The following is a 16,450-nucleotide window of genomic DNA, read 5'->3' as shown; positions in this document are numbered from 1 at the left end:
CCGCCGGGCAGGGTCGCCGGCCGCCCGGCCGCCGCCGCAAAGGTTGACGGCCCTTCCCGCATCCAGCCCCGCCGCAACGCCGGCCCAACTACGCTCGGTGAGGAAATTGCGGTCGGGCCGTGGCGGCGCCGGGAGGTGAGGCCGATGACGGCACCCGCCGACGCGCCGGTGGTGGCCGCGGTCGGCCCGTCGGAACAGACCCTCCAGGTCGTCCGGCTGGCCGCCCGCGAAGCCGCCGACCACGACCGGCCGCTGCGCCTGCTGCACGCCTTCAACTGGGCGGCGGCTCCGCAGGCGCCCCCCGGGACCGCCCCGCACGAGGAGGCGGAGCACCTGCTCGAACGCGCCGCCGCAGTTGCCGGCGAGGTCGAGCCGGCCATTCCGGTCGGCAACGAGATCGTCGAGGGCGCCGCCGTCGCGGCGCTGCTCCGCCGCTCCGAGACCGCGTTCCTGGTCGCCATCGGCGACGGCGGGATGCACTGCGTCGACTGCGTCCCCGCCGACGCCCCGGCCGTGCAGCTCGCCGCCCAGGCCGGCTGCCCGGTGCTGGTGGTCCGCCCCGAGCCGCCGCCGCGGGGCCCGATCCTGGTCGGCGTGGACGGATCGCCCAGCTCCCACGCCGCGCTGGAGTTCGCCTTCGACTGCGCCGCCCGACGGTCCGCCCCGCTGCTCGCCGTCCGGGTCACCGAGCCCGTCGACGGGGCCGCCAGCGCGGACGCCGACGCCGCCGCGCGCGCCGAACTGGCGGAGGCGGTGGCCCGCTGCGGGCGCCGGCACCCGGCGGTACGCGCCCGGTGCGACACCGTCGCCGGGGACCCCGGCCCCGCCCTGGTCGACCGCTCCCGCTCGGCGCAGCTCGCCGTCGTCGCCGCCCTCGGCGAGGACCCGTGGCGCGGCATGCTCGGCTCGGTGAGCCAGTCCCTGCTCTACCGCTCCCCGGCCCCGGTCATCGTCGTGCGTGGACTGGTCACCGCCGCCGGGGACGGGTCATGACGCCCCGACGCACGGCAGGTCATGACGCCCCGACGCGCCGGGACCGGCCCTGCCCGCCCCGCGGCGGCCGCCGAGGCTGGACCACAGCGGATGCGTTCTTCCCCGACCCGCGAGAGGCTCAGACAGCATGGATACCGCTCTAGACCTGCACGGCCCCCTGACCGAGGACGAGCTGCGCCGGCTGGACGCGTACTGGCGGGCGGCAAACTACCTGACCGTCGGGCAGATCTACCTGCTGGACAACCCGCTGCTGCGGGAACCGCTGCGGCCCGAGCACGTCAAGCCCCGGCTGCTCGGCCACTGGGGCACCGGCCCCGGGCTGAACCTGCTCTACGCCCACCTCAACCGGGTCGTCGCCGCCCGCGGGCAGTCCACCATCTTCGTCACCGGCCCCGGGCACGGCGGCCCCGCCGTCGTGGCGAACACCTGGCTGGAGGGCACGTACAGCGAGCTGTACCACTCGGTCGGCCGCGACGAGACGGGCATGGCGCGGCTGTTCCGCCAGTTCTCCTTCCCCGGCGGCATCCCCAGCCACGTCGCCCCGGAGGTGCCGGGCTCGATCCACGAGGGCGGCGAGCTCGGGTACGCGCTCAGCCACGCGTACGGCGCCGCGTTCGACAATCCCGACCTGCTGGTCGCCTGCGTGATCGGCGACGGCGAGGCGGAGACCGGCCCGCTGGCGGGGAGCTGGCTGTCCAACGTCTTCCTCAATCCCGCCCGCGACGGCGCGGTGCTGCCCATCCTGCACCTCAACGGCTACAAGATCGCCGGCCCGACGGTGCTGAGCCGGATCCCCACCGACGACCTGCTCGGCCTCATGCGCGGCTACGGCCACCGGCCGTACCTCGTCGAGGGCGACGACCCCGCGACCGTGCACCAACTCCTGGCCGCCACCCTCGACACGGTGCTCGACGAGATCGCCGACATCCAGCGCCGGGCCCGCGCGGGCGGCACCGTCGAGCGCCCCCGCTGGCCGATGATCGTCCTGCGCACGCCGAAGGGCTGGACGGGCCCCCGCGAGATCGACGGCAAGCCGGTGGAGGGGACGTGGCGCGCCCACCAGGTGCCGGTCGACCGGGTACGCGACGACCCGGAGCACCTGGCCGAGCTGGAGCGCTGGCTGCGCAGCTACCGCCCCGAGGAACTGTTCGACGCCACCGGCGCCCCCGTCGCCGAGCTGACCGCGCTGCCGCCGAAGGGCGACCTGCGGATGAGCGCGAACCCGGTGGCCAACGGCGGCCGCGTGCTGCGCGACCTGGACCTGCCCGACTTCCGCGGGTACGCCGTCGACGTGCCGCAGCCGGGCAAGCCGATGGCCGGCGCCACCGGCGTGCTCGGCCCCTGGGTACGCGACGTGATCGCCGCGAACCCGCAGACGTTCCGCCTCTTCGGCCCCGACGAGGTCGCCTCCAACCGCCTCGGTGCCGCCTTCGAGGTCACCGACCGGGCGTTCGTCGCCGGCACCGCGTCCGGCGACGACCACCTCTCGCCCGACGGCCGGGTGATGGAGGTGCTCTCCGAGCACCTGTGCCAGGGCTGGCTGGAGGGCTACCTGCTGACCGGCCGGCACGGCATCTTCACCAGCTACGAGGCGTTCATCCACATCGTCGACTCGATGGTCAACCAGCACGCGAAGTGGCTGAAGGTCACCCGGGGCATCCCCTGGCGGCAGCCGCTGGCCTCGCTGAACTACCTGCTGTCCAGCCACGTCTGGCGGCAGGACCACAACGGCTTCTCCCACCAGGACCCGGGCTTCATCGACCACGTCGTGAACAAGAAGGCCGAGGTGGTGCGGGTCTACCTGCCGCCGGACGGCAACACCCTGCTCTCCACCATGGACCACTGCCTGCGCAGCCGGCACTACATCAACGTGGTGGTGGCCGGCAAGCAGCCCGCGCCGAACTGGCTGACCCTGGACGAGGCGATCCAGCACTGCCGCCGCGGCCTGGGCATCTGGGACTGGGCCAGCACCGACGACGGCAGCGAGCCGGACGTGGTGCTCGCCTGCGCCGGAGACGTGCCGACGCTGGAGACCCTCGCCGCCGCCGACCTGCTGCGCCGGCACCTGCCCGAACTGAAGGTGCGGGTGGTCAACGTCGTCGACCTGATGCGGCTGCAGCCGCCCTCGGAGCACCCGCACGGCCTGCCGGACCGGGAGTTCGACACCATCTTCACCCGCGACAGGCCGATCATCTTCGCGTACCACGGCTATCCCTGGCTGATCCACCGGTTGAGCTACCGCCGCACCAACCACCCCAACCTGCACGTGCGCGGGTACCGGGAGGAGGGCACCACCACCACGCCGTTCGACATGGTGATGCTCAACGACCTGGACCGCTTCCACCTGGTCATCGACGTGATCGACCGGGTGCCCGGGCTGTCGCCCCGCGCCGCCCACCTGCGTCAGGAGATGGTCGACACCCGGGCTGCCTGCCGCGACCACACCCGCCGCTTCGGCGAGGACGACCCCCGGGTCGCGGAGTGGCGCTGGGTCCGCGAGACGGAACCCGAGCTGAGGAGCGGGAACCCGTGAGCGCGAGGAGTGAGCTTGCGAGCCCCGCAGTCGCGAACGAAAGGGCGGCACAGTGAGCGCGAGGAGTGAGCTTGCGAGCCCCGCAGTCGCGAACGAAAGGGCGGCACAGTGAGCGCGAGGAGTGAGCTTGCGAGCCCCGCAGTCGCGAACGAAAGGGCGGCACCGTGAGCGCCGAGGAGATCATCGTCGGCTACGACGGCTCCGCCGACGCCGCGGTGGCCCTCGACTGGGCCCTGGACGAGGCGGAGCGCAGCGGCCGGCCGGTCCGCCTGGCGTACGTCTTCGAGTGGCTGACGGTCGCCGGCTGGGTCGGGCCCGGCGTGGCCCCCGGGATCTGGCCCGACGAGAACGCCCGGCGCCAGGTCGAGGAGCTGGTCCGCCGCGCCGCCGCCGACGCCGCCGCCCGCCGTCCCGCCGTGCCGGTGCGCGGCGAGGTGTACGACGGCCCGCCGGCGCTGGTGCTCCAGGAGCGCTCGGCCGAGGCCGGCCTGCTGGTGCTCGGCAGCCGCGGCCATGGCGGCTTCGCCGGCCTGCTCGTCGGCTCGACCGCGGTGGCGGTGACCGCGCACGCCCACTGCCCGGTGGTGGTGGTCCGCGCCGACGGCGCCGCCACGGCCCGCTCCGGGCCGGTCGTGGTCGGGGTCGACGGCTCGGACGCCTCCCTGCTGGCCCTCGGCTTCGCCGTGGAGCGCGCCGCCGGATACCGGGCGCCCCTGCGTGTGCTGCGGGCCTGGGAGCCGGCGGCCGACGGCGGCGCCGACCCGGACGCGGCGACGGCGGCCGAACGGGCCGCCCTCGACGAGCCGCTGGCCCGGTGGCGGGACACGTTCCCGCACGTGGAGATGGCCGCCGAGGTGGTGCCGGGCCGCCCGGCCGCCGTCCTGGTGGAGGCCAGCGGGGACGCGCGGCTGGTGGTGGTCGGCAGCCGGGGGCGGGGCGGGCTGCGCGGCATGCTGCTCGGCTCGGTCGGCCAGCAGCTCATCCAGCACGCCCGCTGCCCGGTGGCGGTGGTCCGCGAACTACCTCACCCGCGCGGCGAGTAGTGGTCCTCCGCCTCCTCTTCGTCCTCCGCCTCCTCTTCGTTCTCCGCCTCCTCTTCCTGGGCCGGCGGGACGTCCGCGCGGCGTAGCCCCCCGCGCAGCGCCCGCAGCGCGTTGACGATCACCACCACGTCGATGCCCTCCTGCAGGAACGCGCCGGCCACCGGGGGCAGCCTCCCGGCCGCGGCGAAGCCCATCGCCACCACGGCCAGCCCCATTCCCACCACCGCGCTCTGGCTGGCGATCCGGCGGGCGTACCGGGCGATCTCCACGACGTCGGCGAGCCGGTCCAGGCGGTCGACGGTGAGCACCGCGTCGGCGACGTCGGCGGACGCGCTCGCCCCCGTGGCGCCCATCGCCACCCCGACGTGTGCCTCGGCCAGCGCCGGGGCGTCGTTGACCCCGTCGCCGACCATCACGGTGACCGCCCGGCGGGACTCGTCGCGGACTCGGGCCACCTTCTCCGCCGGCGCGCACCGGGCCAGCAGGTCGTCCACGCCGACTACCCGGGCCACCTGCTCCGCGGTGGCCGGCAGGTCCCCGGTGACCATCACCAGCCGGGTCAGCCCGGCCCCGCGCAGCCGCCGGACGGTCCGCCGGCGTCCGGGCGTACCGGGTCCTCCAGCATGACCGCCCCGAGCGGCCCCCGCTCGTCGGCGACCCGCACCACCGACCGGCCGGCCAGCTCGGCGCGGTCCCGCGCCCGCCGCGCCCACTCCGGCGGCTCCCCGGCGAGCTGGCCGACCCGGACCAGCCGCCCGTCGACCCGGCCGGTGACGCCCCGCCCCGGCTCCTCCGTCACGTCGGTCGGCTCGCCCAGCGCCAGGCCCCGCTCCCGCGCCTGCCCGACGAGAGCGGCGGCCAGCACGTGCGGGGACAACTGCTCCACCGACGCGGCCAGCCGCAGCACCTCGTCCCTGTCCCCGCCGGGGGCGACGACGGTCTCGGCGGCGCGCGGCCGGCCGGCCGTGAGGGTGCCGGTCTTGTCCATCAGCAGGGTGCGGGCCCGGCCGAGCAGCTCCAGCGAGCCGCCGTCGCGGACCAGCACCCCGCGCCGGGCCGCCCGGGACAGCCCGGAGACGACCGCGATCGGGGTGGCCAGCAGCAGCGGGCAGGGGGTGGCCACCACCAGCACCGCCACCGCCCGCACGAACTGACCGGACAGCGCCCAGCCGAGGCCCGCCAGAACCAGGGTGAACGGCACGAACGCGGCGGCGTACCGGTCGGCCAGCCGGACCATCGGGGCCTTGCGCGCGGTCGCCTGCTCGGCGAGCCGGACGATCCCCGCGTACGTGCTCTCCGCCGCGTTCCTCGTCGCGCGCAGCCCGAAGGCCGCCCCGGCGTTGACCACGCCGCTGGCCACCCGCTCCCCCGCCGCCCGCTCGACGAGCCGGGACTCGCCGGTGACCGCCGACTCGTCCAGGGTGGCCGCCTCCTCGACGGCGCCGTCGACCGGCACCACGTCGCCGGGGCCGACCAGCAGCCGGTCGCCCGCCGCGACCCGGTCCAGCGGCACCACCTCGATGCCGCCGTCGGGGCGGCGCCGCCGCGCCGAGCGGGGGGCCCGCTCCAGCAGGGCACGCAGGTCGCGGGTCGCGCGCCGCTGGGCGTACGCCTCCAGCGACCGGCCCGTACCCGCCATCAGCGCGACCACCGCGCCGGCCAGGTACTCGCCGACGGCCAGCGCCCCGACCAGCGCGAGGACGGCGATCACGTCCACCCCGAACTGGCGGCGCCACAGCCGACGCAGCACCGACCAGGCGGCCGGGATCAGCGCACCCACCGTGGCGACCGCCCACACGGCGTCCGCCGCGGCCCGCCACCCGGTCAGCCACAGCCCCGCCCCGGCCAGCACCAGCCCGGTCAGCGCGGTCAGCGGCGCGAACTCCCGCCTGAACGCCCGGCGCCGCCGCACCGGCCGCTCCGGCAGGCACTCCGGCTGCGTCCCCACCCGCGGATCCTCTCAACGCCGGCCGGGACCGGGAGGACAACCGGGGGAAACCATCCGAGCCCGCGGCGGCGCCGGGCTGGGGCACGATGGGCAGAGACGAAAGGTCTGGACGATGAGCCACGAGACGCCAGCTACGGACCGCCCGCTGACCACCGCCCTCGCGGAGGCCGCCGCCACGGCCGGCCGCGCCCCGTCGGTGCACAACACGCAGCCGTGGCGCTGGCGGGTCCTGCCCGACGCCCTGGAGCTGCGAATGGTGCGGTACCCGAAGCTGGCCGTCACCGACCCGGAGGGCCGGCTGCTGACGCTGAGCTGCGGCGCGGCGCTGCACCACGCCCGGACGGCGCTGGCGGCCGGGGGCTGGACGCCCGTCGTCGAGCGGCTGCCCGACCCGGCCGAGCCGGAGCTGCTGGCCCGCCTCACCAGCATGCGGCACTCCGGCGGGGACCCGGACGCGATGCGCCTCGTGCAGTGCGTCCAGGCCCGGCACACCGACCGGCGACCGGTCAGCGACGAGCCGGTGCCGCCCGCCGCGATCGACGAGATCACCGGGGCGGCGGCAGCGGAGGGCGCCCGGCTGCAGATCCTCGGCCCAGACCAGGTGCTGGCGCTGGCCTCGGCGGCCGGGCACGCCGGTGCGGTGGAGGCGACTGACCCGCAACTGCGGGAGGAGCTGGCGTACTGGACCAGCCGGGCCGGCACCGGCACGGGCCTGCCGCCGGAGGTGCTGCCCGCGCAGGCGCCGCAGACCACCGTCCCGGCCGGGACTTCGGGCGCGCCGGCACCCTGCCGGTCGGGCCGGGCCACGACCGCGCGGCGACGTACGGGCTGCTCTTCGGCGACGAGGACGAGCCCGACAGCTGGCTACGGGCCGGCGAGGCGCTCTCGGCGGCGTGGCTGACCGCCACCCGGCTGGGCGTGTCGATGGTGCCGCTGAGCGGCGTCGTGGAGGTGGAGGGCATCCGGCAGACCCTGCGGCAACTGCTCGCCGGGCTCGGGCACCCGTACCTGGCGCTGCGGATGGGGATCGCGAACCCGCAGCAGCCCGCACCGCCGCACACCCCGCGGCTGCCCACCGGGCAGGTCGTCGACACCTCCGCCGTGCCCGGCGCCGGCGCCTGACCGCACCGGGCGGACCCACCACGCGACCGAAGCCGCTACCCGGCGGCGGCCGCCGCCAGCAGCGCCGCCTCCCGCTCCGGGGCCAGGCCCACGCCGTCGTCGGCGTCCGGCGCGGCCGCCACGGTGGCGGCGTCCTCCGTCACCCCGAGCGGGACGGGCGGCGCGTAGACGGAGCCGCTGGAGACGTACCCGTACCAGCCGGCCGAGCCGGCCAGGGCCCGCGCCGCGTCCCGCACCGCCCGCGGCGCCCCGTCCCAGGTGTCGACCACCAGGTCCCACTCGCCGCCGGCCAGCGCCGCGAGACCGCCGGGCGCCGTCCGGTCGCCCCGCAACCGGCGTACGCCCTCCGGCGGGCTACCGTGCAGCCCCCGGTTGAACACCGTCACCGACCAGCCGCGACGCACCGCCTCGCCGACCGTGGCCCCGCCCACGAAGCCCGTACCGCCCAGCACCAGGAGTCTCATGCATCCCACTGTGCCGCCGAGGCGGGCCCGGGGACGACCGTGTTCACGGGCAGCGGATCTGCCGACGGCAGAAGCTCACTCCGCCAGGGCCGCGAGGAGCTGCTCGCCGTACCGGGCCAGCTTGGCCTCCCCCACCCCGCTGACCCGGGACAGGTCGTCCAGCGACGACGGCGGGTCGGCGGCGATCTGGCGCAGCGTCGCGTCGTGGAACACCACGTACGCGGGCACCCCCTGCTCCCGGGCGGTGGCCGCCCGCCAGGCGCGCAGCCGCTCGAACACCGGCTCGGCAGACGGGGGCAGCTCCACGGCGCCGGCCCCGGACGCGCGCGCCGGCTTCGCCGCCTTCGCCTTCGCCGGCCGGGTCGTCTCCCGGCGCATCGGCACCGACCGGCGGCGGCCCAGCACCTCGCCGCTGGTCTCGGTCAGGACCAGGGTGCCGTAGTCACCCTCGACCGCGAGCAGGCCCTGGGCGAGCAACTGCCGGACCACGCCCCGCCACTCGGCCTCGCTCAGCTCGGTACCGACCCCGAACACGCTCAGCGAGTCGTGGCGGTGCTGGGCGATCTTCTCCGTCCGCCGGCCGAGCAGGATGTCGATGCACTGCCCCGCGCCGAACTTCTGGTTGCGCTCCCGGTGCAGCCGCAGCACCGTCGACAGCAGCTTCTGCGCGGCGATCGTGCCGTCCCACGACTCCGGCGGCTCCAGGCACGTGTCGCAGTTGCCGCAGGGCTCGCTGGCCTGCCCGAAGTAGCTCAGCAGGCGCACCCGGCGGCACTCCACGGTCTCGCAGAGGGCCAGCATGGCGTCGAGGTGGGCCGCGAGCACCCGCCGGTGCGCCGCGTCCCCCTCACCCGAGTCGATCATCTTGCGCTGCTGCACCACGTCCTGCAGCCCGTACGCCAGCCACGCCGTCGACGGCAGGCCGTCCCGGCCGGCGCGCCCGGTCTCCTGGTAGTAGCCCTCCACCGAGCGGGGCAGGTCGAGGTGGGCGACGAACCGCACGTCCGGCTTGTCGATGCCCATCCCGAACGCGATGGTGGCGACCATGACGAGGCCGTCCTCCCGCAGGAACCGCTGCTGGTGGGCGGCGCGGGTGGCCGCGTCGAGCCCCGCGTGATAAGGCAGCGCGGGTACGCCGTTGGCGACGAGGAACTCGGCCGTCCGGTCCACGGACGCCCGGGACAGGCAGTAGACGATCCCCGCGTCGCCCGGGTGCTCGGTGCGGATCAGGTCGAGCAGTTGCCGACGCGGCTCCCGCTTCGACACGATCCGGTACTGGATGTTGGGCCGGTCGAAGCTGGCGACGAAGTGCCGGGCCCCGGTGAGGTCGAGCCGGGCGGCGATCTCCCGGGCGGTCTCGGCGGTCGCGGTGGCGGTCAGCGCGATCCGCGGCACGGCCGGCCAGCGCTCGTGCAGCATCGACAGCGCCAGGTAGTCCGGGCGGAAGTCGTGGCCCCACTCCGCCACGCAGTGCGCCTCGTCGATGGCGAACAGGGCGATCCGCCCCCGGTCGAGCAGCCCGACGGTGGCCCGGCTGCCCAACGCCTCCGGCGCCAGGTAGAGCAGGTCCAGCTCGCCGCCGAGGAACGCCGCCTCGACCCGCCGCCGGGCGTCGAAGTCGAGGGTGGAGTTGAGGAATCCGGCGCGCACCCCGACGGCGGTCAACGCGTCGACCTGGTCCTGCATCAGTGCGATCAGCGGCGACACGACCACGGCGACGCCGTCGCGCACCAGCGCCGGGATCTGGTAGCACAGCGACTTGCCGCCGCCGGTCGGCATCAGGACCAGGGCGTCGCCGCCGCCGACCACGTGCTCGATGATCTCCCGCTGCTCGCCCCGGAAGTCGTCGTAGCCGAAGACCCGACGCAGCACGGCGAGGGGGGTCTCGGGGAGGGTGTCGGTGCCGGAGGCGAGGGTGTCGGTGCCGGAGGCGAGGGTGTCGGTGCCGGAGGCGATCATGTCGGTGCCGGAAGTCACCCGCGGAGTCTACGGGGCGTCACCGACACCGCCCGGCACGGCGGCCGCCGACCGGTACGTCGATGGTGGGCGATACTGGGTTTGAACCAGTGACCTCTTCCGTGTCAAGGAAGCGCGCTCCCACTGCGCCAATCGCCCGTGGGTGCCGGAGGCGGCATGGCCGCGACTCCCGGCGACGGTCGGCCCCGACAGGGGCGGATCGCGAGCGGACGACGGGATTCGAACCCGCGACCCTCACCTTGGCAAGGTGATGCGCTACCAGCTGCGCTACGTCCGCGTGCCCCCGGCGTTCCCCGGTGACGCCGAAACTCTACCCGATGACAAGATCGCCCCGCACGTCCCCCCGCGGCCCGGTGGTTGCGCAGGTGACCGGCTGGGTACTGACCCTCTCCGACAGCACCACACCCCCCGGAAGGAGGCTGTCGTGGGTATCGGTACGAGCATCTTCCTGATCGCGGTCGGCGCGATCCTCACCTTCGCGCTCGACGCGAGCATCGGCGGCGTCGACCTCGACGTCGTCGGCTGGATCCTGATGGCGGCCGGCGTGCTCGGCCTCATCATGACCACGCTGGTCTGGGGCCGCCGCCGTGAGGTGGTGACCACCAGCGAGCCGGTGGAGTACCGGCGGGTCGAGGAACGCCGGGACGTCGCCCCGCCGCTGTGACCGGCCCGACCGGAGTCGTGATGCCGCGATGTCGCCGACGCGGCGGTGTCCGGCTCCCGCCAACGCCGCGATGTCGCCGATACGGCGGTGTCCGGCTTCCGCCAACGCCGCGATGTCGCGGTACAGGCGGAGGTGGATCCACGACGACGAGCGCGCCGAGATGGCGGTGTTCCCGCGGCGAACGCGAAGTAGCCCGGCACCTTGTCAGGTGCCGGGCTACTTCTCCCTGGTGGGCGATACTGGGTTTGAACCAGTGACCTCTTCCGTGTCAAGGAAGCGCGCTCCCACTGCGCCAATCGCCCTCGCCAAATGCCGAGGTGGAGACGGGATTTGAACCCGTGTAGACGGCTTTGCAGGCCGTTGCCTCGCCTCTCGGCCACTCCACCGAGGTTGCCCCCGACATGCGTGGCGGCATCTCCGAGCGGACGACGGGATTCGAACCCGCGACCCTCACCTTGGCAAGGTGATGCGCTACCAGCTGCGCTACGTCCGCGTGCCCCCGGCGTTTCCCGGTGACGGATGAGAACTCTAGCCGAGGCCGGGAACGGTTGCCAAATCGGGGCCTCATCCGGCGCGTCCCGGACATAGTCGGGCCGCCATGTCGGCGACATGGGGGCTTCCGGGCTGCATGGATCCCGCCATGTCGGCGAGAGGGCGGTATCCGACCCCGAACGCGGGGTCGAGGTAGGCCCGAGAAGTGTCCGGCTTCCGACTCCGACGTACCCGATCGGCCGGAGCGGTGACTGTTTGTGCACGAACGGATAGGTTACGGTAGCGGCGTGACGAGACGTGCCGCCGAGATCCGCCTGGATGCCCTGCTGCGCACGGCCTGTGACGTGATCTCCCAGCGAGGGCTGTCCAACACCCGGACGGCCGACGTGGCCGAGGCCGCCGGGGTGAGCCAGGCCCTGGTCTTCTACCACTTCGCCACCAAGGAGAGGCTGCTCGCGCAGGCCTTCGGGTACGCCGTCGAGCAGGAGTTGGCCCGCCTCGACGCCGTGGTCCGCTCCTCCGCGCCGCCCCTGGCCAAGCTCCGGCGGCTGCTCCGGCTCTACACCCCCTCGGGCCGCTCCACCTCCTGGTCCATGTGGATCGACGGGTGGTCGGAGTCGTTGCGCACGCCGGAGCTGGAACGCCTCTCCCGCCGGCTGGACCTGCGCTGGCGGGAGGATCTCGCCGCGGTGATCGCCGACGGGGTGCGCGAGGGCACCTTCGAGTGCGCCGACCCGGCCGGCGCCGCCTGGCGGATCAACGCGGTGATGGACGGCCTCGCCGTGCAGCTGGCGGTGCACGACCGGGTCATCTCCCGCCGGCAGTTCGCCGAGTGGATCCGCCTCGTCACCGCCCGCGAGCTGGGGCTGGAGCCGGCCCAGCTGGAGTGAGCCGCGCGCGGCCGGGCCCGGGCCGGCGGGTGGACGTCGACCGGCTCCCGGTCGCCGCCGTGCCGGGGCGGCACTCCGGCGGGCCGGCACGGTGGCGGCGGGGACGGTGGCGGGCCGGCACGGCGGCGGACCGGCACGGGCGGTGGGTCGGCACGGGCGGTGGGCCGGCACGGGCGGTGGGCCGGCACGGTGGCGGGCGGGAACCGCGGCGGACCGGCACGACGGCACCGCGGCGGACCGGCACAACGGCACCGCGGCGGACCGGCACAACGGCACCGCGGCGGACCGGCACAACGGCACCGCGGCGGACCGGCACAACGGCACCGCGGCGGACCGGCACAACGGCACCGCGGCGGACCGGCACGGCGGCACGGCGGTGGGTCGGCACGGCGGTGGGTCGGCACGGCGGTGGGTCGGCACGGCGGCGAGACAGCCCGGCGGGCAGAATCACCGGGTGTCCGAACTCTCCACGGCCTTCGTCCGGCTGCACGCGCGGCTCGCCCCGGTGCCCTTCGTACCCGAGGTCCGGCTGCACCAGGCCGACGAGCCGATCGGCCTGTGGGAGCTGACCGAGGGCGAGTTCCGCAGCTCCCAGCCGCCGCCGTTCTGGGCCTTCGCGTGGGCGGGCGGGCAGGGCCTCGCCCGCTACGTCCTGGACCACCCGGAGGTCGTCGCCGGCCGCCGGGTGCTCGACCTGGCCTCCGGCTCCGGCCTGGTCGCCGTCGCCGCCGCCCGCGCCGGCGCGGTGGCCGTCCGCGCCGTCGAGGTGGACGAGCGCGCCGTGGCCGCGGTCGCGCTCAACGCCGGCGCCAACGGCGTACGCGTCGACGCCGAGCTGGGCGACATCCTCGACGGTGACGCGGGCGACGCCGAGGTGGTGCTCGCCGGGGACGTCTTCTACAGCGAGGCGATGGCGCGCCGGATGCTGCGCTTCCTGCTCCGGGTCGCCCGGGCGGGCGCCCGGGTGCTGGTCGGCGACCCGGGCCGGGCGTTCCTGCCCCGGGAGCGGTTCCGCGAGCTGGCCGGGTACGACGTGCCGGTGTCCGAGGCGCTGGAGAGCGTACGGGTGAAGCACACCACCGTGTGGGAGCTGGACCCGGCCCCGCCGGGGGCCGCCCGTTAGCGTGACGGCGTGCTGTTCCGGGGGTGGGGGGAGGCCGTCGACGGGCGGTGGCCGGACGTGGCGACCGTCGTCGACCACGTCGGCGTCGGGCACCTCGTGGTGACCCGGCACGCACTGGTCCGGCGGGTGCTCGCCGACCCGGCGACGTTCCGGCCGGACAACGCCCTCGACGCGGTCACCCCGATCCCGGTGTCCGCCCTGCGGGTGCTCGCCGGGCACCGGTTCCGACTGCCGCCCACCCTGGCCAACAACTCCGGCGCCAGCCATCCCGAGATCCGGGGCATCGTCGCCGACGCGCTGCACCCCGACCGGGTCGCCGCCCAGCGGCCGTGGCTGACCGGCCTCGTCCGCGAGCGGGTCGCCCGGCTGCGCGCGGCGCTCGACGCCGGCGTACCCGTCGACCTGTACGCCGGCCTCGCCGCCGACCTGCCGCTGCTGGCGCTGGCTCGGCTCGTCGACCTGCCCGACGCGCCGGTCGGGGCGGTGAAGGAGTTCGCCCGCGCGGCGCTGGAGCTGTTCTGGGCCCCGCTGGACGAGCAACGCCAGCGGGCGCTCGCCGCCGAGGTGGGGCGGTTCCACCGGGTGCTGCGGGCGTTCGCCGCCACCGGCGGCGGCCTCGCCGCCCGGCTGCGGGCCGCCGGGCACTCCCCCGACGTGGTGGTCGGCGCGCTGTTCTTCCTGCTGGTCGCCGGCCAGGAGACCACCTCGCAGTTCCTCACCCTGCTGCTGCACCGGCTCGCCGGCGAGCCCGGGGTGCGCGCCGGGCTGCGGGACGGCAGCGTCTCCGTCGCCGACGTGGTGGAGGAGGGGCTGCGGCTGGAGCCCCCGATCGTCACCTGGCGGCGGGTCGCCGCCGTCGACACCACGCTGGGCGGGACCTCGGTGCCGGCGGGCACCAGTCTCGTGCTCTGGCTGGCCCGCGCCGGGCGGGACCCCGAGGTGGTGCCGGAGCCCGCCGCGTTCGCGCCCGGGCAGCGCGGCTCGCGCCGACACCTGGCGTTCGGGGCGGGGGCGCACCGCTGCGTCGGCGCCCAACTGGCCCGGCTGGAGGCGGCGGTGGTGGTCGCCGAGGCCGCCCCCCTACTCGACGGCGTACGGGTGGTCCGGGCGCCCTGGTGCCCCGACAATCTCACCTTCCGGATGCCGGACGCCTTCGTCATCGCCCGGCCCTGAGCCGGAGCGGGCGGCGCTGAGCCGGAGCGGCCGGCCCTGAGCCGGAGCGGCCGGCCCTGAATCCCGGAGCGGGCGGCGCTGACTCCCGGAGCGGGCGGCCCTGAGCCCCGGAGCGGGCGGCGCTGACTCCCGGAGCGTGCGGCCCTGAGCCCCGGAGCGGCCGGCGCTGACTCCCGGAGCGGGCGGCGCTGAGCCCCGGGGCGGGCCGGTGACCTGACGAAGGTCAGGTCCGGTCGACGGCGATCGGCAGCGGTGCCACACCCCGCTCGATCCCTACCGTCAAGCCATGATCACACTACGTGGGCTGACCAAACGGTTCGGCCCGGCGACCGCCGTCGACGACCTGACCGTCGACATCCTCCCCGGCCGGGTCACCGGCTTCCTCGGCCCGAACGGCGCGGGCAAGTCCACCACGATGCGGATGATCCTCGGCCTGGACCGGCCCACCGCCGGCCGGGCCCTGGTCGACGGGCGGCCGTACCGGGAGTTGCGCCACCCGCTGCACACCGTCGGCGCGCTGCTGGACGCGGGCGCGATCCACCCGGCGCGGTCCGGCCGGGCCCACCTGCTGGCGACCGCCCGCAGCAACGGCATCCCGCGCCGTCGCGTGGACGAGGTGCTCGCCCTGGTCGGCCTGGACGAGCGGGCCGCTGCGAAGCCCGGCCGGACGCTGTCGCTCGGCATGGGCCAGCGGCTCGGCATCGCCGGGGCGCTGCTCGGCGATCCGCCGGTGCTGCTGTTCGACGAACCTGTCAACGGCCTCGACCCGGACGGGGTGCGCTGGATCCGGCAGCTCGCCCGGTCGCTCGCCGGCCAGGGGCGGACCGTGCTGGTGTCCAGCCACCTGATGAGCGAGATGCAGCAGACCGCCGACCAGCTCGTGGTTATCGGCCGGGGCCGGCTGATCACCGACGCGCCCGTCGCCGAGGTGCTCGCGGGCGGCGCCGCCGCCGCGGTCCGGGTCCGCGTCCCGCAGCCGTCCGGGCTGGCCGCGCTCGCCGCCCGGCTGGCCGCCGAGGCGGTCACCGTCGAGGCCGACGGGCCGGACGCGCTGACCGTCACCGGGCTCACCGCCGAGCGCGTCGGCGACCTCGCGTACGACCTGGGCGTGCGGCTGCACGAGCTGACCACCGTGGCGCCGTCGCTGGAGCAGGCGTTCATGGCGCTCACCGGCGGCAGCGTCGAGTACGCCGCCAACGGCTCCCCGGAGACGGCCCGGTGAGCGCGTCCGCCGCCGGGACCCGCCCGGCCCCGCGCCCCGGTGCCCTCGCCGGGGCGGTCGCCGCCGAGTGGACCAAGCTCTGGTCCGTCCGGTCCACCTGGTGGACGATGCTGTCCGCGGTGCTGCTGACGGCGGCCACCGCCGGTCAGCTCGCGATCTACGCCGACAACGCGAACACCAACGACGACCCGGCCGACGACCGGGGCATCGTCACCCTCGGCAGCCTGGTGATCGACTCTTTGGAGCTGACCCAGTACGCCGTGCTGGCGCTCGGCCTGCTCGCGATCACCGCCGAGTTCGGCACCGGCACGCTGCGCACCACCCTGCGGTGCACGCCGTCGCGGGGGCGCGTACTGCTGGCCAAGGCCGCGGTGACCGCGGCGGTGGCCTTCGGGCTGGGGCTGCTGCTCGGCGCGGTCGGCGCGCTGGTCGCCGCCCCGGTGCTCGGCGAGTGGGGCGCCGCGCCGGCCGGCGGGACGCTGCGCGACGTCGTGGCGTCGGCCGCGTACCTGGCCCTGGTCTCGGTGCTGGCGCTCGGCCTCGGCGCGGTGCTGCGCAGCGCGGTGCTCACGGTGATCGTCCTGCTCGCCGTGCTGATGATCGTCCCGTTGTCCCTCCAGGAGCCGGGCATCACCGTGCTGACCCGGATCGCCGACGCGTTTCCCGGGGTGGCCGGCGGGCACTTCCTGGCCGGCGACGCCGCCCCGTACCCGCCGGTGGTCGGCCTGCTGCTGCTCGCCGGCTGGGCCGCCGCCGCCCTGGCCGCCGGCCGCGCCGCCCTGCGCCGCCGCGACGCCTGACGGGTG

At 75.8% G+C, this 16,450-nt stretch carries 10 protein-coding genes, 5 tRNA genes and 3 pseudogenes; 10 read left to right on the top strand and 8 right to left on the bottom strand.

Annotation, left to right across the window (positions count from 1 at the left end; all coding sequences use genetic code 11):
• Window positions 1-144: 144 nt before the first annotated feature.
• From JD77_RS20585 to JD77_RS20575, 3 genes are all read left to right on the top strand, one after another.
• A complete protein-coding gene (locus JD77_RS20585; protein ID WP_145775776.1) occupies window positions 145-993 on the top strand; it encodes a universal stress protein in 849 nt (282 codons plus the stop codon).
• Window positions 994-1,120: 127 nt separating this feature from the next.
• Window positions 1,121-3,526, top strand: a complete 2,406-nt coding sequence (locus JD77_RS20580) for a phosphoketolase family protein (RefSeq protein WP_145775775.1) — start codon at window positions 1,121-1,123, stop codon at window positions 3,524-3,526.
• A gap of 164 nt (window positions 3,527-3,690) precedes the next feature.
• Window positions 3,691-4,569 (top strand): universal stress protein, encoded by an 879-nt coding sequence (locus JD77_RS20575; RefSeq protein WP_145775774.1) that lies wholly within the window; start codon window positions 3,691-3,693, stop codon window positions 4,567-4,569.
• Here the strand turns inward: JD77_RS20575 and JD77_RS35205 are convergent.
• Window positions 4,551-6,517 (bottom strand): annotated as a pseudogene (locus JD77_RS35205) (heavy metal translocating P-type ATPase). The gene JD77_RS20575 and the pseudogene JD77_RS35205 overlap by 19 nt on opposite strands.
• Window positions 6,518-6,629: 112 nt before the next feature.
• Here JD77_RS35205 and JD77_RS20565 point away from each other — a divergent pair.
• A pseudogene (locus tag JD77_RS20565) lies at window positions 6,630-7,639 on the top strand (Acg family FMN-binding oxidoreductase).
• 101 nt (window positions 7,640-7,740) lie between these two features.
• Here JD77_RS20565 and JD77_RS20560 read toward each other — a convergent pair.
• From JD77_RS20560 to JD77_RS20545, 4 genes and pseudogenes are all read right to left on the bottom strand, one after another.
• A pseudogene (locus tag JD77_RS20560) lies at window positions 7,741-8,103 on the bottom strand (Rossmann-fold NAD(P)-binding domain-containing protein); the annotation flags it as partial.
• A gap of 75 nt (window positions 8,104-8,178) precedes the next feature.
• The gene (recQ, locus tag JD77_RS20555; RefSeq protein ID WP_145777694.1) at window positions 8,179-10,062 is read right to left on the bottom strand and encodes a DNA helicase RecQ; all 1,884 of its coding nucleotides are present in this window, start codon (window positions 10,060-10,062) and stop codon (window positions 8,179-8,181) included.
• Window positions 10,063-10,143: 81 nt separating this feature from the next.
• Window positions 10,144-10,218 (bottom strand) — tRNA-Val (locus JD77_RS20550).
• A gap of 66 nt (window positions 10,219-10,284) precedes the next feature.
• Window positions 10,285-10,357, bottom strand: a tRNA-Gly gene (locus tag JD77_RS20545).
• Window positions 10,358-10,504: 147 nt separating this feature from the next.
• Between JD77_RS20545 and JD77_RS20540 the strand changes: the two genes are divergently transcribed.
• Window positions 10,505-10,744, top strand: coding sequence for a DUF6458 family protein (locus JD77_RS20540; RefSeq protein ID WP_145775773.1), 240 nt, complete (start codon window positions 10,505-10,507; stop codon window positions 10,742-10,744).
• Between the two features lie 227 nt (window positions 10,745-10,971).
• On the opposite strand, the gene JD77_RS20535 is transcribed toward JD77_RS20540, so the two are convergent.
• The 3 genes from JD77_RS20535 to JD77_RS20525 form a co-directional block, all read right to left on the bottom strand.
• Window positions 10,972-11,046, bottom strand: a tRNA-Val gene (locus tag JD77_RS20535).
• A 13-nt stretch (window positions 11,047-11,059) separates the two neighbouring features.
• A tRNA-Cys gene (locus tag JD77_RS20530) sits at window positions 11,060-11,130 on the bottom strand.
• A gap of 34 nt (window positions 11,131-11,164) precedes the next feature.
• Window positions 11,165-11,237 (bottom strand) — tRNA-Gly (locus JD77_RS20525).
• A 286-nt stretch (window positions 11,238-11,523) separates the two neighbouring features.
• Between JD77_RS20525 and JD77_RS20520 the strand changes: the two genes are divergently transcribed.
• The 5 genes from JD77_RS20520 (at window position 11,524) to JD77_RS20500 (ending at window position 16,444) form a co-directional block, all read left to right on the top strand.
• Window positions 11,524-12,126 (top strand): TetR/AcrR family transcriptional regulator, encoded by a 603-nt coding sequence (locus JD77_RS20520; RefSeq protein WP_145775772.1) that lies wholly within the window; start codon window positions 11,524-11,526, stop codon window positions 12,124-12,126.
• 454 nt (window positions 12,127-12,580) lie between these two features.
• A complete protein-coding gene (locus JD77_RS20515) occupies window positions 12,581-13,249 on the top strand; it encodes a class I SAM-dependent methyltransferase (RefSeq protein WP_145777693.1) in 669 nt (222 codons plus the stop codon).
• 9 nt (window positions 13,250-13,258) lie between these two features.
• Window positions 13,259-14,422 (top strand): cytochrome P450, encoded by a 1,164-nt coding sequence (locus tag JD77_RS20510; protein ID WP_145775771.1) that lies wholly within the window; start codon window positions 13,259-13,261, stop codon window positions 14,420-14,422.
• Between the two features lie 286 nt (window positions 14,423-14,708).
• Window positions 14,709-15,644 (top strand): ATP-binding cassette domain-containing protein, encoded by a 936-nt coding sequence (locus JD77_RS20505; RefSeq protein WP_145775770.1) that lies wholly within the window; start codon window positions 14,709-14,711, stop codon window positions 15,642-15,644.
• Window positions 15,641-16,444, top strand: coding sequence for an ABC transporter permease (locus JD77_RS20500; RefSeq protein WP_145775769.1), 804 nt, complete (start codon window positions 15,641-15,643; stop codon window positions 16,442-16,444). The genes JD77_RS20505 and JD77_RS20500 overlap by 4 nt, the downstream gene beginning before the upstream one ends.
• Window positions 16,445-16,450: the final 6 nt, after the last annotated feature.

The organism is Micromonospora olivasterospora, assembly GCF_007830265.1.
GTDB lineage: Bacteria > Actinomycetota > Actinomycetes > Mycobacteriales > Micromonosporaceae > Micromonospora > Micromonospora olivasterospora.
The sequence above is the reverse complement of the archived record's forward strand: the minus strand, read 5'-3'. Positions and strand labels throughout refer to the sequence as shown.